Source organism: Betaproteobacteria bacterium (genome assembly GCA_009693245.1).
Classification (GTDB): Bacteria; Pseudomonadota; Gammaproteobacteria; order Burkholderiales; family SHXO01; genus SHXO01.
This window is the reverse complement of record SHXO01000026.1, coordinates 16,265-33,023: the sequence shown is the minus strand read 5'-3', so window position 1 is coordinate 33,023 and position 16,759 is coordinate 16,265. Positions and strand designations below refer to the sequence as shown.

The 16,759-nt window shown below is 59.5% G+C and carries 12 protein-coding genes and 3 pseudogenes; 14 read left to right on the top strand and 1 reads right to left on the bottom strand.

The features are described 5' to 3' along the window. The 4 genes and pseudogenes from EXR36_06225 (at window position 1) to EXR36_06210 (ending at window position 3,301) form a co-directional block, all read left to right on the top strand. Window positions 1–311, top strand: a pseudogene (locus tag EXR36_06225) (P-II family nitrogen regulator). A 12-nt stretch (window positions 312–323) separates the two neighbouring features. Beyond that, entirely contained in the window at window positions 324–1,796 is a 1,473-nt protein-coding gene (locus EXR36_06220) for an ammonium transporter (protein ID MSQ59237.1), read from the top strand. A 171-nt stretch (window positions 1,797–1,967) separates the two neighbouring features. Then, complete coding sequence (locus tag EXR36_06215) at window positions 1,968–2,192, top strand: hypothetical protein (protein MSQ59236.1); 225 nt, start codon at window positions 1,968–1,970, stop codon at window positions 2,190–2,192. Further along, window positions 2,144–3,301, top strand: a complete 1,158-nt coding sequence (locus EXR36_06210) for a carbohydrate porin (GenBank protein MSQ59235.1) — start codon at window positions 2,144–2,146, stop codon at window positions 3,299–3,301. Before EXR36_06215 ends, EXR36_06210 begins: the two co-directional genes overlap by 49 nt. Before the next feature lie 2 nt (window positions 3,302–3,303). Here EXR36_06210 and EXR36_06205 read toward each other — a convergent pair whose 3' ends face one another. After that, complete coding sequence (locus EXR36_06205; protein ID MSQ59234.1) at window positions 3,304–4,980, bottom strand: formate--tetrahydrofolate ligase; 1,677 nt, start codon at window positions 4,978–4,980, stop codon at window positions 3,304–3,306. Between the two features lie 140 nt (window positions 4,981–5,120). Between EXR36_06205 and gshA the strand changes: the two genes are divergently transcribed. From gshA to lpdA, 10 genes and pseudogenes are all read left to right on the top strand, one after another. Next, the gene (gshA, locus tag EXR36_06200; GenBank protein MSQ59233.1) at window positions 5,121–6,440 is read left to right on the top strand and encodes a glutamate--cysteine ligase; all 1,320 of its coding nucleotides are present in this window, start codon (window positions 5,121–5,123) and stop codon (window positions 6,438–6,440) included. Further along, window positions 6,440–7,387 (top strand): glutathione synthase, encoded by a 948-nt coding sequence (locus tag EXR36_06195; protein MSQ59232.1) that lies wholly within the window; start codon window positions 6,440–6,442, stop codon window positions 7,385–7,387. The genes gshA and EXR36_06195 overlap by 1 nt, the downstream gene beginning before the upstream one ends. Then, on the top strand, window positions 7,388–7,789 hold the full coding sequence (locus tag EXR36_06190) for a PTS fructose transporter subunit IIA (GenBank protein MSQ59231.1): 402 nt from the start codon (window positions 7,388–7,390) through the stop codon (window positions 7,787–7,789). Continuing rightward, entirely contained in the window at window positions 7,776–8,045 is a 270-nt protein-coding gene (locus EXR36_06185) for an HPr family phosphocarrier protein (protein ID MSQ59230.1), read from the top strand. Before EXR36_06190 ends, EXR36_06185 begins: the two co-directional genes overlap by 14 nt. Window positions 8,046–8,111: 66 nt before the next feature. Continuing rightward, window positions 8,112–9,833 carry a phosphoenolpyruvate--protein phosphotransferase gene (ptsP, locus tag EXR36_06180; GenBank protein MSQ59229.1) on the top strand — a complete coding sequence of 574 codons (1,722 nt, stop codon included), beginning with the start codon at window positions 8,112–8,114 and terminating at the stop codon, window positions 9,831–9,833. Next, window positions 9,830–10,846, top strand: coding sequence for a DNA polymerase III subunit delta (locus tag EXR36_06175; protein MSQ59228.1), 1,017 nt, complete (start codon window positions 9,830–9,832; stop codon window positions 10,844–10,846). The genes ptsP and EXR36_06175 overlap by 4 nt, the downstream gene beginning before the upstream one ends. Window positions 10,847–11,901: 1,055 nt before the next feature. Next, window positions 11,902–12,387 carry a transcriptional regulator gene (locus tag EXR36_06170; protein ID MSQ59227.1) on the top strand — a complete coding sequence of 162 codons (486 nt, stop codon included), beginning with the start codon at window positions 11,902–11,904 and terminating at the stop codon, window positions 12,385–12,387. Further along, a pseudogene (locus EXR36_06165) lies at window positions 12,380–12,881 on the top strand (hypothetical protein). Before EXR36_06170 ends, EXR36_06165 begins: the two are co-directional and overlap by 8 nt. Window positions 12,882–13,027: 146 nt before the next feature. Continuing rightward, on the top strand, window positions 13,028–14,284 hold the full coding sequence (locus EXR36_06160; GenBank protein ID MSQ59226.1) for a glutamate-5-semialdehyde dehydrogenase: 1,257 nt from the start codon (window positions 13,028–13,030) through the stop codon (window positions 14,282–14,284). A gap of 52 nt (window positions 14,285–14,336) precedes the next feature. Then, window positions 14,337–16,083: pseudogene (lpdA, locus tag EXR36_06155) on the top strand (dihydrolipoyl dehydrogenase). The last annotated feature ends 676 nt before the right edge of the window (window positions 16,084–16,759 follow it).

The window sequence follows — 16,759 nt, the reverse complement described above, 5'->3', positions numbered from 1 at the left end:
GCAATCATTAAACCATTAAAATGGATGTACGTGAAGCCCTGTCCGCCATCGGTGTGCAAGGCATTACGGTGACGGGTTTTGGCCGGCAAAAGGGTCACACGGAACTCTACAGGGGCGCGGAGTACGTCGTCGATTTTCTTCCCAAGGTCAAGATCGAGGCTGCCATCAAGGCGGATCTGCTCGATGGTGTGCTGGAGGCCATCGAAAAGTCCGCCCATACAGGAAAAATCGGAGATGGAAAAATTTTCGTCTACGAACTCGAGCAAGTGATTCGCATCCGTACCGGTGAAGCCGGTGCGGATGCGCTGTGAGGAGAAAATCGAATGAAAAGGGGAATCTTATTGTTGATGTTCTCGCTGTTATGGCTGATCGTTCCCGCCATGGCAGAGGACAAAGCCGAAACAGCGACGGCCGCCACCGAGGCGCAACCCGTTGCCGCCGCGAGCACCACCGAGGCTCAGAGTACGTCCCAGACGCTGGCCGCACCCGTGCCGAATAAGGGGGACACTGCCTGGATGATCACCGCCACGGCCTTGGTGATCTTCATGGCCATACCCGGGCTCGCGTTGTTCTACGGGGGCATGGTGCGGACCAAGAACATGCTGTCCATGTTGATGCAGGTCTTCGCCACCTTTTCTCTATTGTCGGTTCTGTGGGTGGTTTACGGATACTCCGTGGCCTTTACGGAGGGCAACGCTTTCTTCGGTGGACTGAGTAAGATGTTCCTGAACGGGGTCACCGGCGAAAGCACAGCGGCGACCTTTAGCAAAGGCGTATATATACCGGAGTACATCTACATCGCCTTCCAACTCACCTTCGCGGCGATCACCCCGTGCTTGATACTGGGCGCCTTCGCCGACCGGGTGAAATTCTCCGCCGTGTTGCTTTTCATGGTTTTGTGGTTCACTTTTTCGTATCTACCTATCGCCCATATGGTGTGGTATTGGGCGGGTCCCGATGCGTATATCGATACGAAAGCGGCGGAAGCGGCCGGTGCCACCGCGGGCTGGCTGTTCCAGAAGGGGGCCTTGGATTTCGCCGGCGGAACCGTGGTGCATATCAATGCCGGTGTTGCAGGCCTCGTGGGCGCATTGCTGATAGGCAAGCGCATCGGCTTCGGGCGCGAAGCCATGGCGCCCCACAGCCTGACCATGACCATGGTGGGTACGGCCATGTTGTGGTTTGGTTGGTTCGGTTTCAACGTGGGCTCCAACCTTGAAGCCAACGGACTCGCGGCCATGGCCTTCATCAATACCCATGCCGCCACCTCGATGGCGGCTGTGGCATGGATGGTGGGTGAGTGGATCTTCCGTGGCAAACCCACCATGCTGGGTGCGGCCTCAGGCGCGGTGGCGGGGCTGGTCGCCATCACCCCGGCCTGCGGTTTCGTCGGCATCAAGGGTGCGCTGGTCATCGGCCTGTGTGCCGGGCTAGTGTGCTTGTGGGCGGTGGTGTGGTTGAAGCACAAACTGGGGTATGACGATTCATTGGATGTGTTTGGAGTCCACTGCATTGGCGGCATTCTGGGCGCCCTGCTCACGGGTGTGTTTGTCGCGCCGAGCTTGGGCGGCACCGGAGTGTACGACTACGTGGCCAACAAAGTCGGTGACTTCGACATGGGCGCGCAGCTCAAATCACAGCTCACCGCAGTGGCGACTTCGATAGTGTGGTCTGCGGTGGTCTCGGTGATTAGCTTCAAAGTCGTCGATGCCGTCGTGGGGTTGCGAATCTCCGACGAAGACGAACGCCAGGGATTGGATGAAACACAGCACGGGGAACGCGCTTACAACTACTAATTCGCACGAATACAAAGACTCCTCCTCGGATCTTGGGCACCTTCGGGTGCCCTTTTTTTGTGCGGAATTTTCAAAGCGGGGCGAACTGGCGAGAAAGATGAAATATCGCGGTTAACTTTTAAGGGCAACAGTCGAAATCCCCGGTGTGCCACCTACCGACAGGATTCGCCCATGACCGGGTTATCACACCACCATTACGAAAGGGCAGCCATCATCGGCGTTCTGCTGCTAAGTGCCCTTGGCCATGGTGCACGCGCCGAATCGGATACAAACTCCATCCAACTCGCGCAAGGTGCCGGAACTGAAATCATCGATGCCGCCGCGGTAACGGCGGCTCGCCAAGCCGGATCGCCCGGGTACGACAAAGCCAAGAACGAGGCTCCGCCTACTTGTTAGAGGTGAGCTACAAGGGGGATTACATTCGCGGGGAACACGGTTCTTACGACAATCACTCGGCCTACCTTGGCAACCTGGATTTCAAGCTGACACTGGCAGGAGAGAAGGCCTTCAGTATTCCGGGCAGCTCGGTGTTTATTTACCTCTTGCACAATCACGGCGGGCGCGTGGATGAGCGCATGGGAACGCAGCAAGGCGTCAATAATATCGAGGTACCGGCGAGGCCTGGGAAGCTGCACCAGCTTTGGTGGCAACAGCAGTTCATGGACGACAAACTATCTCTGCTAGGCGGACTCTACGATCTTAATTCCGAGTTCTATGTCACGGAATCTGCCGCTGTCTTCCTTCATCCAAGTTTCGGGATAGGAACCGACCTGTCGCAAACGGGGGCCAACGGCCCGTCTATCTTCCCCACCTCAGGCTTGGGTTTTCGAGTTCGCGCACAGATTACCGGGCGATCCTACGGCCAAGTGGTGGTTCTCGATGCCGTGCCGGGCAATCCCAACAAACCGAAGGGGCTGCGCTTTCGTCTGAGTAGCGGCGAGGGCGCTCTTTGGGCGGGAGAGCTGGGTTATCGCGCCGGTGACCAGCAGCACTCCGAGAAAGTCCTCACCAAGCTCGCGCTGGGTGCTTGGTCATACAGCAAGAAAGCCGATGATTTATCCGAAATCGATGGCGATGGCAACCCGGTCAAGCGCGACAATCAAGGGTTCTACGTCCTAGCGGAGCATCAGTTATTCAAGCACGAAGCCGGGCGTCGTCTGATGGGCTCTGTGCACTACGGAGTGGCCAACAAAGATGTGAACCCGGTCAAAGATGCTCTGACTCTGGCCTTTGTCCTGGAAAGCCCGTGCGCCTCCCGGCCTGACGATGTGCTTGGCTTCGGAATCGCCCGGGTCCGCCTGGGCCAGAAAGCGCAAGATCTCGCGCTCGCCGCGGGAGATCCGGTGGTCAGGCATGAGACGGCCTATGAAATTACCTATCGGGCCAAGATCAACGATTGGCTGAACATCCAACCGGAATTTCAATACATCAAGACCCAGAGCAATCGCGAGCGCGAGAAGGACATCATCGTAGGCCTTCGCCTCGAGATCAATCTGGCTTGGTAGGCTCAGAATAGGCCGACCACCTTGCCCGATTCATCGACATCGATTTTTTCGGCCGCCGGAACCTTCGGTAATCCCGGCATGGTCATCACGTCGCCGCATATCATGACCACAAATTCGGCACCGGCACTCAAGCGCACTTCTCGGATATTCACCGTATGACCCGAGGGCGCGCCGCGTAAGCTGGCGTCCGCGGAAAAGGAGTACTGGGTCTTCGCCACGCACACGGGAAAGTGTCCGTACCCTTGCTCTTGCAATTTCGTGATCTGCGCGCGCACCTTGGTGTTCGCGGCGATACCGGCGGCGCCATAGATTTTCGTGGCTACCGCATTCATTTTGTCCCACAGAGTTTGGTCGCTGTCATAGGCGAATTGGAAAGCGCTCGTGGCAGTATCGATTTGTGCGACCACGTCGCGCGCCAACTCCTCCGCGCCTTTGCCCCCTTCGGCCCAATGCTTGGCGACGATGACCGAAACGCCGAGCGGTGCCATCTGTCGTTTGAGTAGCGCGATCTCGGCTTGGGTGTCGTGCGTGAAGTGGTTCAAGCTCACCACACAGGGTAAGCCGAAGTGCTCGCGAATGTTGCGCACATGGCGTTCCACATTGGCGATGCCTTTTTCCAGCGCCGGCAAGTTCTCCTGGTTGAGCGTTTTCAGATCCGCGCCACCGTGGTATTTGAGGGCCCGAAGGGTGGCCACGACCACGGCCATGCTGGGCTTTAGCCCCGTCTTCCGGCATTTGATATCGATGAACTTCTCCGCCCCCAGATCGGCGCCGAAGCCCGCTTCGGTCACCACATAATCGGCCAGCTTCAAACCCGATTGGGTGGCGATTACGGAGTTGCACCCATGGGCGATGTTGGCGAATGGCCCGCCGTGAATGATGGCGGGAGTGCCTTCCAAAGTCTGCACCAAATTGGGTTGCAAGGCGTCCTTTAGCAATACCGTCATGGCGCCATCGACCTTCAACTCGCGCGCCGTGATGGGTTTTTGTTCTCGTGTGTAGCCCACCACGATGTTGCCCAAGCGTTGTTTCAAGTCCTTGAGCGAGGTGGCAAGACAGAAAATGGCCATGACCTCCGAGGCTGCTACGATGTCGAAGCCGTCTTCACGCGGAAATCCATTAGCGGGGCCGCCCAAGGAGACGGTGATGTCGCGCAAGGCCCGGTCGTTCATGTCCACCACCCGGCGCCAAGTCACGCGGCGCACGTCGAAACCAAGCTCGTTGCCGTGGTGAATGTGGTTATCGAGCATGGCGGCCACTAAATTGTTAGCCAAGGCGATGGCGCTGAAATCGCCGGTGAAGTGCAGGTTGATGTCCTCCATGGGAATCACCTGAGCGTATCCGCCGCCCGCCGCCCCGCCCTTCAGGCCGAATACGGGCCCGAGGCTAGGCTCCCGCAGACACACGATGGCATTCTTTCCTATGCGGTTCAGCGCATCGCCCAAGCCCACGGTCGTGGTGGTCTTACCTTCGCCCGCCGGAGTGGGGTTGATGGCGGTGACCAGGACTAACTTGCTGCCGGGGCGCGCCGGCAATCCATCCAGGTATTTGAGCGAGATCTTCGCCTTGTAATGCCCGTAGGGCTCCAAGGCTTCGGCCGGAATTCCCAGGCGCTCCTTGGCTAGGTGCGCAATGCGTTGCGGTTGGGCTTGTTGCGCGATCTCGATATCTGACAGCATTGGTGGGACCTTAGGACAATGAATAAAGCGCGCAAGTCTAGTCAAAGAACCAAGCCGGGAACAAGTGTTTATTGGACCTGGGCCTTGTCTGGGGGGAAAGCGACTAAAATCGCGCCACCCAAGATCGAGACCTGAAGCCAATGACTGCTGTTCACATCCAATCGGGCATGACCGGGCCGCTGATCGCACTCGAATCCCGGATCGTGCGCAACCATCAAGTGATCGAGCATTGGTTCCGTACCCAGTGGCAGGACCATGCCGCGCCCTTTTACGCCTCGGTGGATTTGCGCAATAGCGGATTCAAACTGGCGCCCGTGGACACCAACCTGTTCCCGGGCGGGTTCAACAACCTGAAGCCCGAATTCTTGCCGCTGTGCGTGCAAGCGCTCATGACCTCGGTGCAAAAAATCTGTCCCGAGGCCAAGGGTGTGCTGCTCATCCCGGAGAACCACACGCGCAACACCTTCTACCTGCAAAACGTGGTGCAAATCCAGACCATGCTGCGCATGGCAGGGATGAAAGTGCGTGTGGGGACGCTCATTCCAGACATCAAGCAGCCCACCGCCATGGACTTACCCGGCGGCGCTCAGTTGATGTTGGAGCCTTTGGAACGCCGGGGTAACCGCTTAGGCTTGGCGGATTTCGATCCGTGCGTGGTGCTGCTCAACAACGATCTGTCTGGCGGCGTGCCCGAAATACTGGAAAATTTGGAGCAGCAGGTGATCCCGCCGGTGTACTCCGGCTGGTCGACGCGGCGCAAGTCCCATCACTTCGGTGTCTATAGCCGTGTCGCGAAGGAGTTCGCGCAGTTGATCGGTACGGATCCTTGGACCGTCGATCCCTACTTCGCCACCTGCGGGGAGATCAACTTCCACGAACGCACCGGCGAGGAGTGCCTGACGGGCCACGTCGGCAGCATCCTGGAAAAAATCCGTGGCAAGTACAAGGAACACGGCATCGATCGCGAACCCTTCGTCATCGTGAAGGCGGATGCCGGAACCTACGGCATGGGCATCATGTCGGTGAAAGATCCCTCGGAGGTCAAGGACCTCAACCGCAAGGAGCGCAACAAGATGGCCGTGGTGAAGGAAGGCATGGCCGTCTCGGAAGTCATGGTGCAAGAAGGTGTATACACCTTCGAAAGCGTGAACGAGGCCGTGGCCGAGCCCGTGATCTACATGATCGACCAGTTCGTCGTGGGCGGTTTCTACCGCGTACACACGAGCCGCGGGATCGACGAAAACTTGAACGCGCCGGGGATGCAGTTCGTTCCGTTGCCCTTCGAGCGCGCCTGCGTGATGCCCGATCCATCGGCCAGTCCCGATAGCACGGAGAATCGTTTCTACGTCTACGGCGTGATCGCCAGGTTGGCCTTGCTCGCCGCCTCCATCGAAATCGAGGAGTTGGCGCAAAGCTACGAAGACGGCACCATGCAGATCCCGCGCCGCGTGGCCGCTTGATGAGATTACTCTTCATCCTTGATCCGCTGGAGGACGTCAAGACCTACAAGGACTCTTCCTTCGCCATGATGGAAGAGGCGGCGGCGCGCAAGTACGAATTGTTCGCAGCCATGCAAGAGGACGTGTTTTGCCGAGGCGGCCGCGTGGTGGCGAGGGCCATGCCCATCACCCTCACGGGCGAGAAGACCGATTGGTACCGGGGGCAACCGGCTATCGAAGTGGAATTGAATTACTTCGGCGCGGTGCTCATGCGCAAGGACCCGCCCTTCAACATGGAATACGTCTACAGCACCTATATGCTGGAGCTGGCGGAAAGCCAAGGGGCGCGCGTGTTCAACCGGCCACGCGCGCTAAGGGATTACAACGAGAAGTTTTCCATCACTCGCTTTCCCCAGTTCACCGCGCCCACGCTCATCACCCGCCGCGAGGACGAGATTCGCGCCTTCCTCAAGGAGCACGGCGATATCGTGCTAAAGCCCTTGGACGGCATGGGTGGCGCCTCGGTATTTCGAATGGGCCGCAACGATCCCAATACCGGAGTCATCATCGAAACGCTCACCGAATTTGGCGCTCGTACGGTGATGGCCCAGCGTTACATCCCCGAAATTTCCCAAGGCGATAAGCGCGTGCTGGTGGTCGGTGGCGTACCGGCCCCCTATGCCCTGGCGCGAATTCCAAGAGCGGGCGAGAGCCGGGGAAACCTGGCAGCCGGGGGCCGCGGAGTCGCCCAGCCGCTCTCCGCGCGGGACCGTGAGATCGCGGAAACCGTCGGCCGCGTCATCCGAGACGATGGGTTGTTGTTGTCGGGGCTCGATGTGATCGGGGACTATCTGACGGAAATCAACGTCACCAGCCCCACTTGCATGCGCGAGATTCATGACCAGACGGGATTTAGCGTGGCTGCCATGGTCATCGATGCCATCGAGAAAGCCACGGCGGCCGGCTAAATGGTCGGAATTCTCATCGTGGCCCACGGGGCGCTGGGCAAAAGTTTGATCGATTGCGCATCGCACGTTTTCGGTGTTCGGCCGGCAAAATTGGAACAACTCGAAATTCGCCCAGACCAAGATCCGCAGGATCTTCTTGGAAGTGCCAACGTCCTGTTGAGCGAACTCGACGAAGGCGATGGCGTGCTGGTCTTGAGCGATCTCCTGGGGGCCACCCCCTGCAATATCGTCTGCATGCTGCTCAAGGCTGGCAGTGTCGAAGGGATATCGGGCGTCAATCTGTCCATGCTCATACGCGCCATCACTTACCGCCGTGAACCTTTGCCCGTCCTCGTGCAAAAGACCATGGCTGGCGGACTGGATGGCATCCAACATCTGGCGACCAACAATGCAGCAGCGTGATATCCAGATCGTCAACAAGCTAGGCTTGCACGCGCGGGCCGCGGCCAAGCTAACCCAGCTCGCGGGCCAGTTCCAGTGCGAAGTCTGGATCGCCAAGGCCGGCAGAAAGGTGAACGCGAAAAGCATCATGGGCGTCATGATGCTCGCCGCCGCCAAAGGCTCCACCGTCACCCTGGAAACCACTGGCGCCGACGAAGCGGCGGCCATGGAAGCGCTGGAGAAATTGATCGCGGGGAAGTTCGATGAAGCGGAGTAGCGTGAGGCGTTCTTTGGGCTACCGCGCTTTTCCGCCTTACGCCTCACGCCTCACGCCTCACGAAATATGAGTTTCACCCTTCACGGCATCGGCGTTTCCTCTGGCATCGCCATTGGGCGGGCGCACTTGCTCTCCCACGCCGAATTGGAAGTGGCGCACTACACCATCGCGGCGGACGAAATCGAGCGGGAGCAGGCGCGCCTCGATGACGCGATTCAAACCGCGAGGGAGGAGTTGGCCTCCCTGTCCGGCCACATTCCCGCCAATTCGCCGCCGGAGTTCGAGGGCTTCCTCAATTTACACCAGATGATCTTGAGCGATGCGACGCTCTCGGAAACGCCGAAGCATTTGATCGCGAGCCAGCGTTGCAACGCCGAATGGGCGCTGTCGCAGCAGGCGGAGGAGCTGATCGAGCAGTTCGAGCGCATCGAGGATGCCTATTTACGCGAGCGCCAGACGGACGTGGTGCAGGTGGTGGAGCGCGTTCTGAAAGTTCTGACAGGGCAGACACAAAACATTCCCCACGCCCGTGAAGACGACGCCAGCATCCTCGTTGCCCATGATCTCAGCCCCGCGGACGTCATCGTATTCAAGCGGCACCGGTACTTGAGTTTTGTCACCGACGTCGGAGGCCTCACGTCGCATACGGCCATTCTCGCGCACAGCTTGAACATCCCCTCCATCGTGGCCTTGCATCACGCACGGCGGTTGATCCGGGAGAACGAGCTGCTCATCGTGGACGGAACCAACGGCGTGGTCATCGTCGATCCCGGCGCCAATGTCTTGCAGGAATACGAGCTTCGCCGGGAGGAGTGGGAACTCGAGCGCCAGAAGTTGGGCCGCATCAAGACCACGCGCGCGGCTACCTTCGATGGCACCCGCATCGAATTGCACGCCAACATCGAATTGCCGGACGACGTATATCAAGCGAAGGACAACCACGCCGCCGGCATCGGACTGTTTCGCAGCGAATTCCTTTTTCTTAACCGCGATAAATTGCCCAGCGAGGACGAGCAGTTCGAGGCCTACCGCAAAGTGGCCGCCGAAATGGAGGGGCGCCCCGTCACCGTGCGCACGCTGGACTTAGGCGCGGACAAGACGCTGAAAAACGCCGAGAGAGTCGCGCCCAACCCGGCCCTGGGTCTGCGCGCCATCCGCTTTTGCCTGGCGGAGCCCCAGATGTTCCACACCCAGTTACGCGCCATCCTGCGCGCCTCGCACTACGGCGAAATCAAGATTCTGATTCCCATGCTCTCCACCATCTACGAGCTAAATCAGACCCTGCATCTCATCGGTGAAGCAAAGAAAAGCTTGGATGCCGAGGGCATTCCCTACGACACGGCGGTGCCCATCGGTGGCATGGTGGAAGTGCCGGCCGCCGCGCTCTCGCTACCGCTCTTCGCGCGCAAGCTCGACTTTCTTTCCATCGGCACCAACGATCTCATCCAATACACCCTGGCCATCGACCGCACCGATGACCAGGTCGCCTATCTTTACGACCCTCTGCATCCCGCCATCGTGAATCTGGTGGCGAGCATCATCCGCACGGCCAATAAAATGAAGAAACCCGTCGCCGTGTGCGGCGAGATGGCGGGCGATGTCAAGCTCACGCGCATGTTGCTAGGCTTCGGGCTGCGCCAGTTTTCCATGCATCCCGCCCACTTGCTTGAAATCAAACAGCAACTGCTCAAGACCGATCTCGCGGAAGTGACGAATCTCGCCCAACGCATGTTGAAGGCCGAGGATCCCGAGAGGATCTTGGCCTTGCTCGGCAAGATGAACGCATGAGAACCGAAGCGGGGCAACTGGAGGCCACGCTCGCGCGCGGACTCAAGAGCTTGTACGTCATCACCGGCGACGAAATGTTGCTGGCGTTGGAAGCGGCCGGTCTCATCCGCGCGCAGGCACGTGGCGCCGGTTACGCGGAGCGCGAAACCTTCATCGCCGAAGCAGGCTTCGAGTGGGCAAAACTTCTGGAAGCCGGCCAGAGCCTATCGCTATTCTCCGCCCAGCGCATGATCGACCTGCGCATCCCCACGGGCAAACCTGGCGTTGAAGGCGCGAAGATGCTGCAGCGCTATACGGAACACTTGCCGCCCGATGTGTTGACCTTGGTCACCTTACCCAAACTCGACCGCCAGACCCAGGCCAGTGCGTGGTTTGGCGCGCTGGAGAGCAAGGGGGTCGTGGTCAGCGCCGATCCCATTCCCATTGACCGGCTGGGGGCCTGGCTGGGCCAGCGCCTGAAGCGCCAGGGGCACGAGGCGGATGATCAAACCCTGAGCTACATCGCTGGCCGGGTGCAAGGCAATCTGCTCGCCGCCCATCAAGAGGTGCTCAAGCTGGGACTGCTGTTTCCCCCCGGCCCGCTAGACGCGGAAGCGGTGAAGCAAGCCGTGACCGACGTCGCGCGTTTCGACGTCTTTCAATTGGGAGAAACCATTCTCGCCGCCGATCGGGAGCGCTTCGTCAGGGTCTTGGATGGCTTGCGCAGCGAGGGGACCAGCGGCGTGTTGGTGCTATGGGCCATCGTCGAGGAAATCCGCGCGTTGAAGCGCGTGGGCCAATTGGTGAGCGGTGGCCAGCCCGTGGCGCAGGCCATGCGCGATTCGAGAGTCTGGGGGGCACGCGCCCGCCTTCTCCCCAGCGCCCTGCGCCGCTTGCAACCCCGCGAACTCGACCGCTGCCTGCTACGCGCCGCCAAGGCGGACCGCATGCTAAAGGGCGTGGATAAACGCGATCCCTGGAATGCGATGATAGATTTGGGTTTGCGCATGATGCCGCCGCGTCCTTCTGCTTAGCCCAAGTTACCCGCATAGAGCTAAAACGTACTTTTACGCCGGGTTACGCTACGGACATTCAAACCTACATGCACCAAAACAAGCCGGGGTCAGGTCTTTCATTATCACATGCCGCATGCCACACCTCCCTTCCATCACCCTACAAACGGCGATTAACCACGATGGACACGAAGTAAATACGAAGAAACATGGCGCGACTGAGGCTCACCAATCTGGTGAGAGCGATGCCGCTTCGATGTTTTTGATTTTCTTCGTGTGCCGTCGTGTCCTTCGTGTGCAATAGCTTTTTCTAGGATCACTGAACTTGCAGGCGCGCTCTATCGCGTCACAGCTCGCGGTGACCGGCGCGAGGACATCTAGCTTTCTGACGAGAACCGGCTCGCTTGGCTTGAGGTTCTCGCCGTGGTCTGCAAACGCTTCAACTGGGTGGCCACGCCTAATGCCAGATGACCAACCAATATCATCTGATCATCGAAAACACCCAGAGCCAACCAGTCGGAGGTTAAAAATCACGACGTCTGGAATAGACCAACTCTGTGTGGGGGCACGCGCCGCGGCGCGGGCAGGCAGGTCCAGATGGGCGAGGAATCGCGCGTTTGCGCGGGGTTTATTCAACCCCTGTCCTGAGCCTGCCGAAGGAGCGGCGATGATTTTCAGGCGCCTACCACACTGTGGACAGTGTTCGATCACAATCCCGGCGACGCCCTTGAGCGTGATCGGTTGTCGGTTCCCGTGTATTCTCCAGTGGGCTAGGCACCATTGCCGAGCGTAATTTCGCGTTGGGCGCGAGTACGCCGTGGAAGCGAATCGGATGTGAGCACGGACGCAGTACCCAAGCGCCGAGTCTCTGCTGAAATCCACCAGTTTCATGACGAGGTAGGTGGGGCGGCTCCAGCGCGTGAAGCCGGTTTCCATCCCCAGGGGGCGCGGCTTCATCGACTCCGCGCTTGCACATTGAGCGGCAGCCTGTATCGGGCCAAGTGGATGATCACCGAATCCACTACATGCGTCCCATTATGGACAAATAATGACCTATGTCTATAATGAGCGGCACTATGCCAGCCGCAAGTCCTGCTATCCCTAACGCCGTCGCCGAGAAGCTCAAGGCTCTTGGACAGCAGATTCGTACCCACCGCAAGTCACTTCGCGTCAGTGCCACCACGGCAGCGCAGGCAGCGGGCATGTCGCGCGTCACCTTGCACCGCATTGAGAGAGGTGAACCCTCGGTGACCATGGGCGCCTACCTCAATGCCATCGCGGCGCTGGGACTTGACTTCGGCATTCCCGCGCCGCCTACGTCTAGCGCTGGCAAGAATGAGGACGATCACAAGGATTGGATTCCTGCCCGCATCCACCTGGCTGATTACCCCCAACTCAAGAAACTCGCCTGGCAGGTTCACGGCATTGATGCGCTGACGCCTGCCGAGGCGTTGAGCATCTACGAGCGCAAATGGCGCCATCTGGACGTACAGTCGATGGTGCCACGTGAACTCCATCTCGTGGACGCTTTGCGCCTAGCGTTTGGGGAGGGCCATGTTTGAGCGACCACATCGCCAGCGGATTGCGCAGGTGCTCAGTGCGCTCGATGGTCCATTGCTGCGCGCCAACGGCTGCTTATTCGGCGGTGGCACCGTCATCGCGCTAAGTTATGGCGAATACCGCGAGTCGGCCGATATCGGCTTCATGGTGTCCGATGCCGGTGGCTACCGCGCCACGCGTCTGTTGCTGACCAGCCCTCAAGGCATCGCGGCCATCGTCCGCGAAGGCGCCGGGCCGCTGGAACGACGACGGCGTGTTCAACCGCGACCTGATCGACCTGGCCATGATGGGCCTGCCGCTATCCCTGCTGCGAAAGGCTGTTGTCAAGGCTGAGCAGGCGTATGGCCAGTCCGTGCTCAACGATCTTGCAAAGGCCATCGACCGGCCCCAGAGCCGCCAGGGCTGGGCGGAGCGCTGCATGCAGGCGATGGCGATGAATTGCCCCAAGGCGCTGTTGTGGCAGAAGGTGCGTGCGCTAGGGCGGGTACTGCCTTGAGCGATTACATTTCCGAGGAGGCTGGTTGGGCTGCGGCGCTGACTCACCGATAGCTCTTGCTGGGGAGATTCAGATCCTGCATGAGGGGCTGCGTTCATCGGCTTAGCCGCGTAGGGCTAAAATGCACCCCTACTCCGGGACACGCTATGGACATTCAAACCTACATGCACCAGGTCGGCCGCGAAGCGAAAAAAGCCGCGCGAGCCATGGCCCGGGCGGAAACGCGGGCGAAGAACAACGCCCTGCTATTCATGGCTGCGGCCATCGAGTGCGACGCGGATAAGTTGCTCGCCGCGAACAAGCGAGACGTCGATGGTGCGCGCGCCCGCGGCCTCGACCCAGCGATGATCGACCGCCTAACCTTGACGGCGAAGTCCGTGGCTTCCATGGCGGATGGACTGCGCCAGATCGCGCAATTGGCCGATCCCATCGGAGAAATCACGGATCTCAAATATCGTCCCACGGGCATTCAGGTAGGCAAGATGCGCGTGCCGCTGGGTGTGGTGGCAATCATCTACGAAGCGCGTCCCAACGTCACCGCCGACGCGGCGGGATTGTGCTTGAAGTCCGGTAACGCGGCCATCCTGCGCGGAGGGTCGGAAGCCATTCACGCCAATCAAGCCATTGCCGCTTGCGTTCATGCAGGCTTAAAGAGCGCTGGTCTGCCCGAAACCGCCGTGCAAGTGATCGAAGTAACCGACCGGGCCGCGGTGGGCGAGTTGCTCACCATGAAAGATTACGTCGATATCGTCGTGCCGCGCGGTGGCAAGGGATTGATCGAACGGGTGTCGGCGGAATCGAAGATTCCCGTGCTGAAGCACCTCGACGGTATTTGCCACGTCTACATCGACGACCGCGCGGATTTGGACAAAGCCATTCGCATCGCCGACAACGCCAAGACCCAGCGTTATGGCACTTGCAACACCATGGAAACCTTGCTCGTGCATCAAGATATCGCGCAGCGGGTACTGCCGCCGCTGTGCAAAATCTACCTGGACAAGGGCGTGGAGTTGCGCGGCGATGACGCCGCGCGCGCCATCGTTACCCGGATGACTCCAGCCACGGAGGAGGATTGGTACACGGAGTATCTCGCGCCCATTCTTTCCGTTCGCGTGGTGGCAGGTCTTGACGAGGCCATGGATCACATCGCGCTCCACGGCTCGGCGCACACGGATGCCATCGTGACGGAAGATTACACGCGCGCGCGCCGTTTCCTGCGCGAAGTGGATTCAAGTTCCGTGATGGTGAATGCCTCCACGCGCTTCGCCGACGGCTTCGAATATGGACTGGGTGCCGAGATCGGCATCTCCACCGATAAACTGCACGCGCGCGGGCCCGTGGGGTTGGAAGGCTTGACCTCGCAAAAATACGTGGTGCTCGGCGACGGCCAAATTCGAGAATAAGCGCCGAAGGGAACACCCTTCCCCTTTCACCCTTCATCTTTCACGCCCCTAAATGAGCAACATCCTCGAAGTAAAAGTCCCCGACATCGGAGACTACAAAGATGTCCCCGTGATCGAAGTGTTCGTAAAACCGGGAGACACGGTCAAGGCGGAGGATTCCCTGATCACCCTGGAATCGGACAAAGCCACCATGGATGTACCCGCGCCTGTTGGGGGTGTGGTCAAGGAAGTGAAGATCAAAGTGGGCGACAAGCTGGCCGAAGGCAGCCTGATTCTTCTTTTGGAGTCCGCCGCGGAAGCAGCCACATCCGCGCCTTCCTCCCCCCCCCCTCCCCCCTTCCTCCTCCCAACCTACGCCTCCCGACTCCCCCGCCTCGCCTCACGCAAAAGCCGGCCTTCATGCGCAAGTCCTAGTCCTAGGCGCCGGCCCCGGTGGTTACACCGCGGCTTTCCGCGCCGCCGATCTGGGCAAGCAAGTGGTGCTGGTGGATCGCTGGCCGTCGCTGGGTGGCGTGTGCTTGAACGTGGGCTGCATACCTTCCAAGGCACTGCTGCATTCCGCGCGTGTCATCGCGGAGGCCGAGGAGATGTCGCACTTCGGCGTGAAATTCGGCGCGCCTCAAGTCGATCTCAATGCACTGCGGGGATGGAAGGACAATGTCGTCGGCAAGCTTACAAAAGAATTGGCGGGTCTCGCCAAGCAACGCAAGGTGCAGGTGGTGCAAGGCAGTGGCCGTTTCGTTTCCTCGCACATGCTGGAAGTGGACACCGCCGAAGGCAAGAAGAAAATCTCCTTCGACAACGCCATCATCGCGGCGGGATCGGAACCCGCGCGCATACCGGGATTTCCCTACGACGACGAGCGCTTGATGGATTCCACCGGCGCGCTGGCGCTCAAGGACACGCCCAAGCGATTGCTCGTCATCGGCGGGGGCATCATCGGCTTGGAGATGGCCACGGTGTACCACTCGCTGGGCTCGAAGGTGACCGTCGTGGAATTACTCGACGGATTGATTCCAGGCGCCGACCGTGACATCATCAAGCCGCTGCACAACCGCGTGGCAAAACGCTATGAGGCGGTATTGCTCAAGACCAAGGTCGCCAAGCTTGAGTCGCTCAAGGAAGGTATCCGCGCCACTTTCGAAGGCGAAGGCGCGCCACAACCGCAAGTGTATGACCGCGTGCTGCTCTCCGTCGGGCGCAGGCCAAACGGAAAAACCATCAACGCGGAAGCCGCCGGGGTGCACGTGACGGACCGCGGATTCATCGCCGTGGACAAACAGTTGCGCACCAACGTGCCACACATCTTCGCCATCGGCGACATCGTGGGCGAGCCCATGCTGGCCCACAAAGCCTCGCACGAGGGCAAGACGGCGGCCGAAGTCATCGCGGGCCACAAGGCGGCCTTCGATGCCCGCACCATCCCTTCGGTGGCCTACACCGATCCAGAGGTGGCGTGGATGGGGTTGACCGAAACCGCCGCGAAGGCCCAAGGAATCGAATACGAAAAAGCATCCTTCCCTTGGGCCGCCAGCGGTCGCGCGCTCACCACGGGCCGCGACGAGGGCATCACCAAGCTCCTCTTCGATAAAAACACCAAGCGCTTACTGGGTGCCGCCATCGTTGGCCCCAATGCCGGAGAACTTATTTCGGAAACGGTGTTGGCATTGGAAATGGGCGCGGAGGCGGGCGATATCGGCCTCACCATTCACCCGCATCCCACGCTATCGGAAACGATTTTCTTCGCGGCGGAAATCGCGAAGGGCAGCATTACGGATTTATTCCTGCCGAAGCGTTAGGGCCGCTCACCGCTGGCCAGGCATATCACGCTTGGCATGCGGCACGTCGGAAAGCCCAGCCCGGTTGTTGTCTGTACGATCACTCCTTCTGGTGTTAGGTCTCTATCAGAGCCCGAAACTCACGACTCCTCACCAACTTTGAAATAAGACTTTGCACGGCGGGTAGAAAAGCTTCCGCAGATCGCCTGCATGCGGTAATCCCCCCGAACCCACTCTCGAATTCGTACCGCTCGAATACATGGGTGCTCCTTCCATTCGATGAGCTAATACGTAGTCCAATACTCCACTCCCCCCTCGTTAAATTCTTGATCGACGAGGACTCCAATATGTCGAGATCGCCAGAAAGCACAACCCTTGGACTGATCGCGTTATAAAGGCCAGCGACCTTTAATTCGTCTGCGAGAGCAGTCTGCAAATAACCCTGGAACGTCATGTTCACGGGAGGATCGACAGTTATTCCACCTCTGCAAGTTGCAGCGAACGCTGCTGACATAATAAATGACTCGACTTTAATGTTTCCCAAACCAATACTACGCAACACGGGGGTATTGTCAGGGACGGGGGCGTAGCGCTGCGGCGCGTAGCTTTCGCACGCCGATAAGACGAGTACTGCTAAGGCGACCATGGCGATTTTCAGAACATCCTCCTCTTGGAGTTTAATAGGTCGGTGGAACCG

Bases quoted from the DNA above. Each gene is read 5' to 3' on its own strand.
- EXR36_06175 (MSQ59228.1), top strand. From the start codon at position 9,830: ATGAGAACCGAAGCGGGGCAACTGGAGGCCACGCTCGCGCGCGGACTC.
- EXR36_06205 (MSQ59234.1), bottom strand. From the start codon at position 4,980: ATGCTGTCAGATATCGAGATCGCGCAACAAGCCCAACCGCAACGCATT.
- EXR36_06195 (MSQ59232.1), top strand. From the start codon at position 6,440: ATGAGATTACTCTTCATCCTTGATCCGCTGGAGGACGTCAAGACCTAC.
- EXR36_06215 (MSQ59236.1), top strand. From the start codon at position 1,968: ATGACCGGGTTATCACACCACCATTACGAAAGGGCAGCCATCATCGGC.
- ptsP (MSQ59229.1), top strand. From the start codon at position 8,112: ATGAGTTTCACCCTTCACGGCATCGGCGTTTCCTCTGGCATCGCCATT.
- EXR36_06160 (MSQ59226.1), top strand. From the start codon at position 13,028: ATGGACATTCAAACCTACATGCACCAGGTCGGCCGCGAAGCGAAAAAA.
- EXR36_06185 (MSQ59230.1), top strand. From the start codon at position 7,776: ATGCAGCAGCGTGATATCCAGATCGTCAACAAGCTAGGCTTGCACGCG.
- EXR36_06220 (MSQ59237.1), top strand. From the start codon at position 324: ATGAAAAGGGGAATCTTATTGTTGATGTTCTCGCTGTTATGGCTGATC.
- gshA (MSQ59233.1), top strand. From the start codon at position 5,121: ATGACTGCTGTTCACATCCAATCGGGCATGACCGGGCCGCTGATCGCA.
- EXR36_06170 (MSQ59227.1), top strand. From the start codon at position 11,902: ATGCCAGCCGCAAGTCCTGCTATCCCTAACGCCGTCGCCGAGAAGCTC.
- EXR36_06190 (MSQ59231.1), top strand. From the start codon at position 7,388: ATGGTCGGAATTCTCATCGTGGCCCACGGGGCGCTGGGCAAAAGTTTG.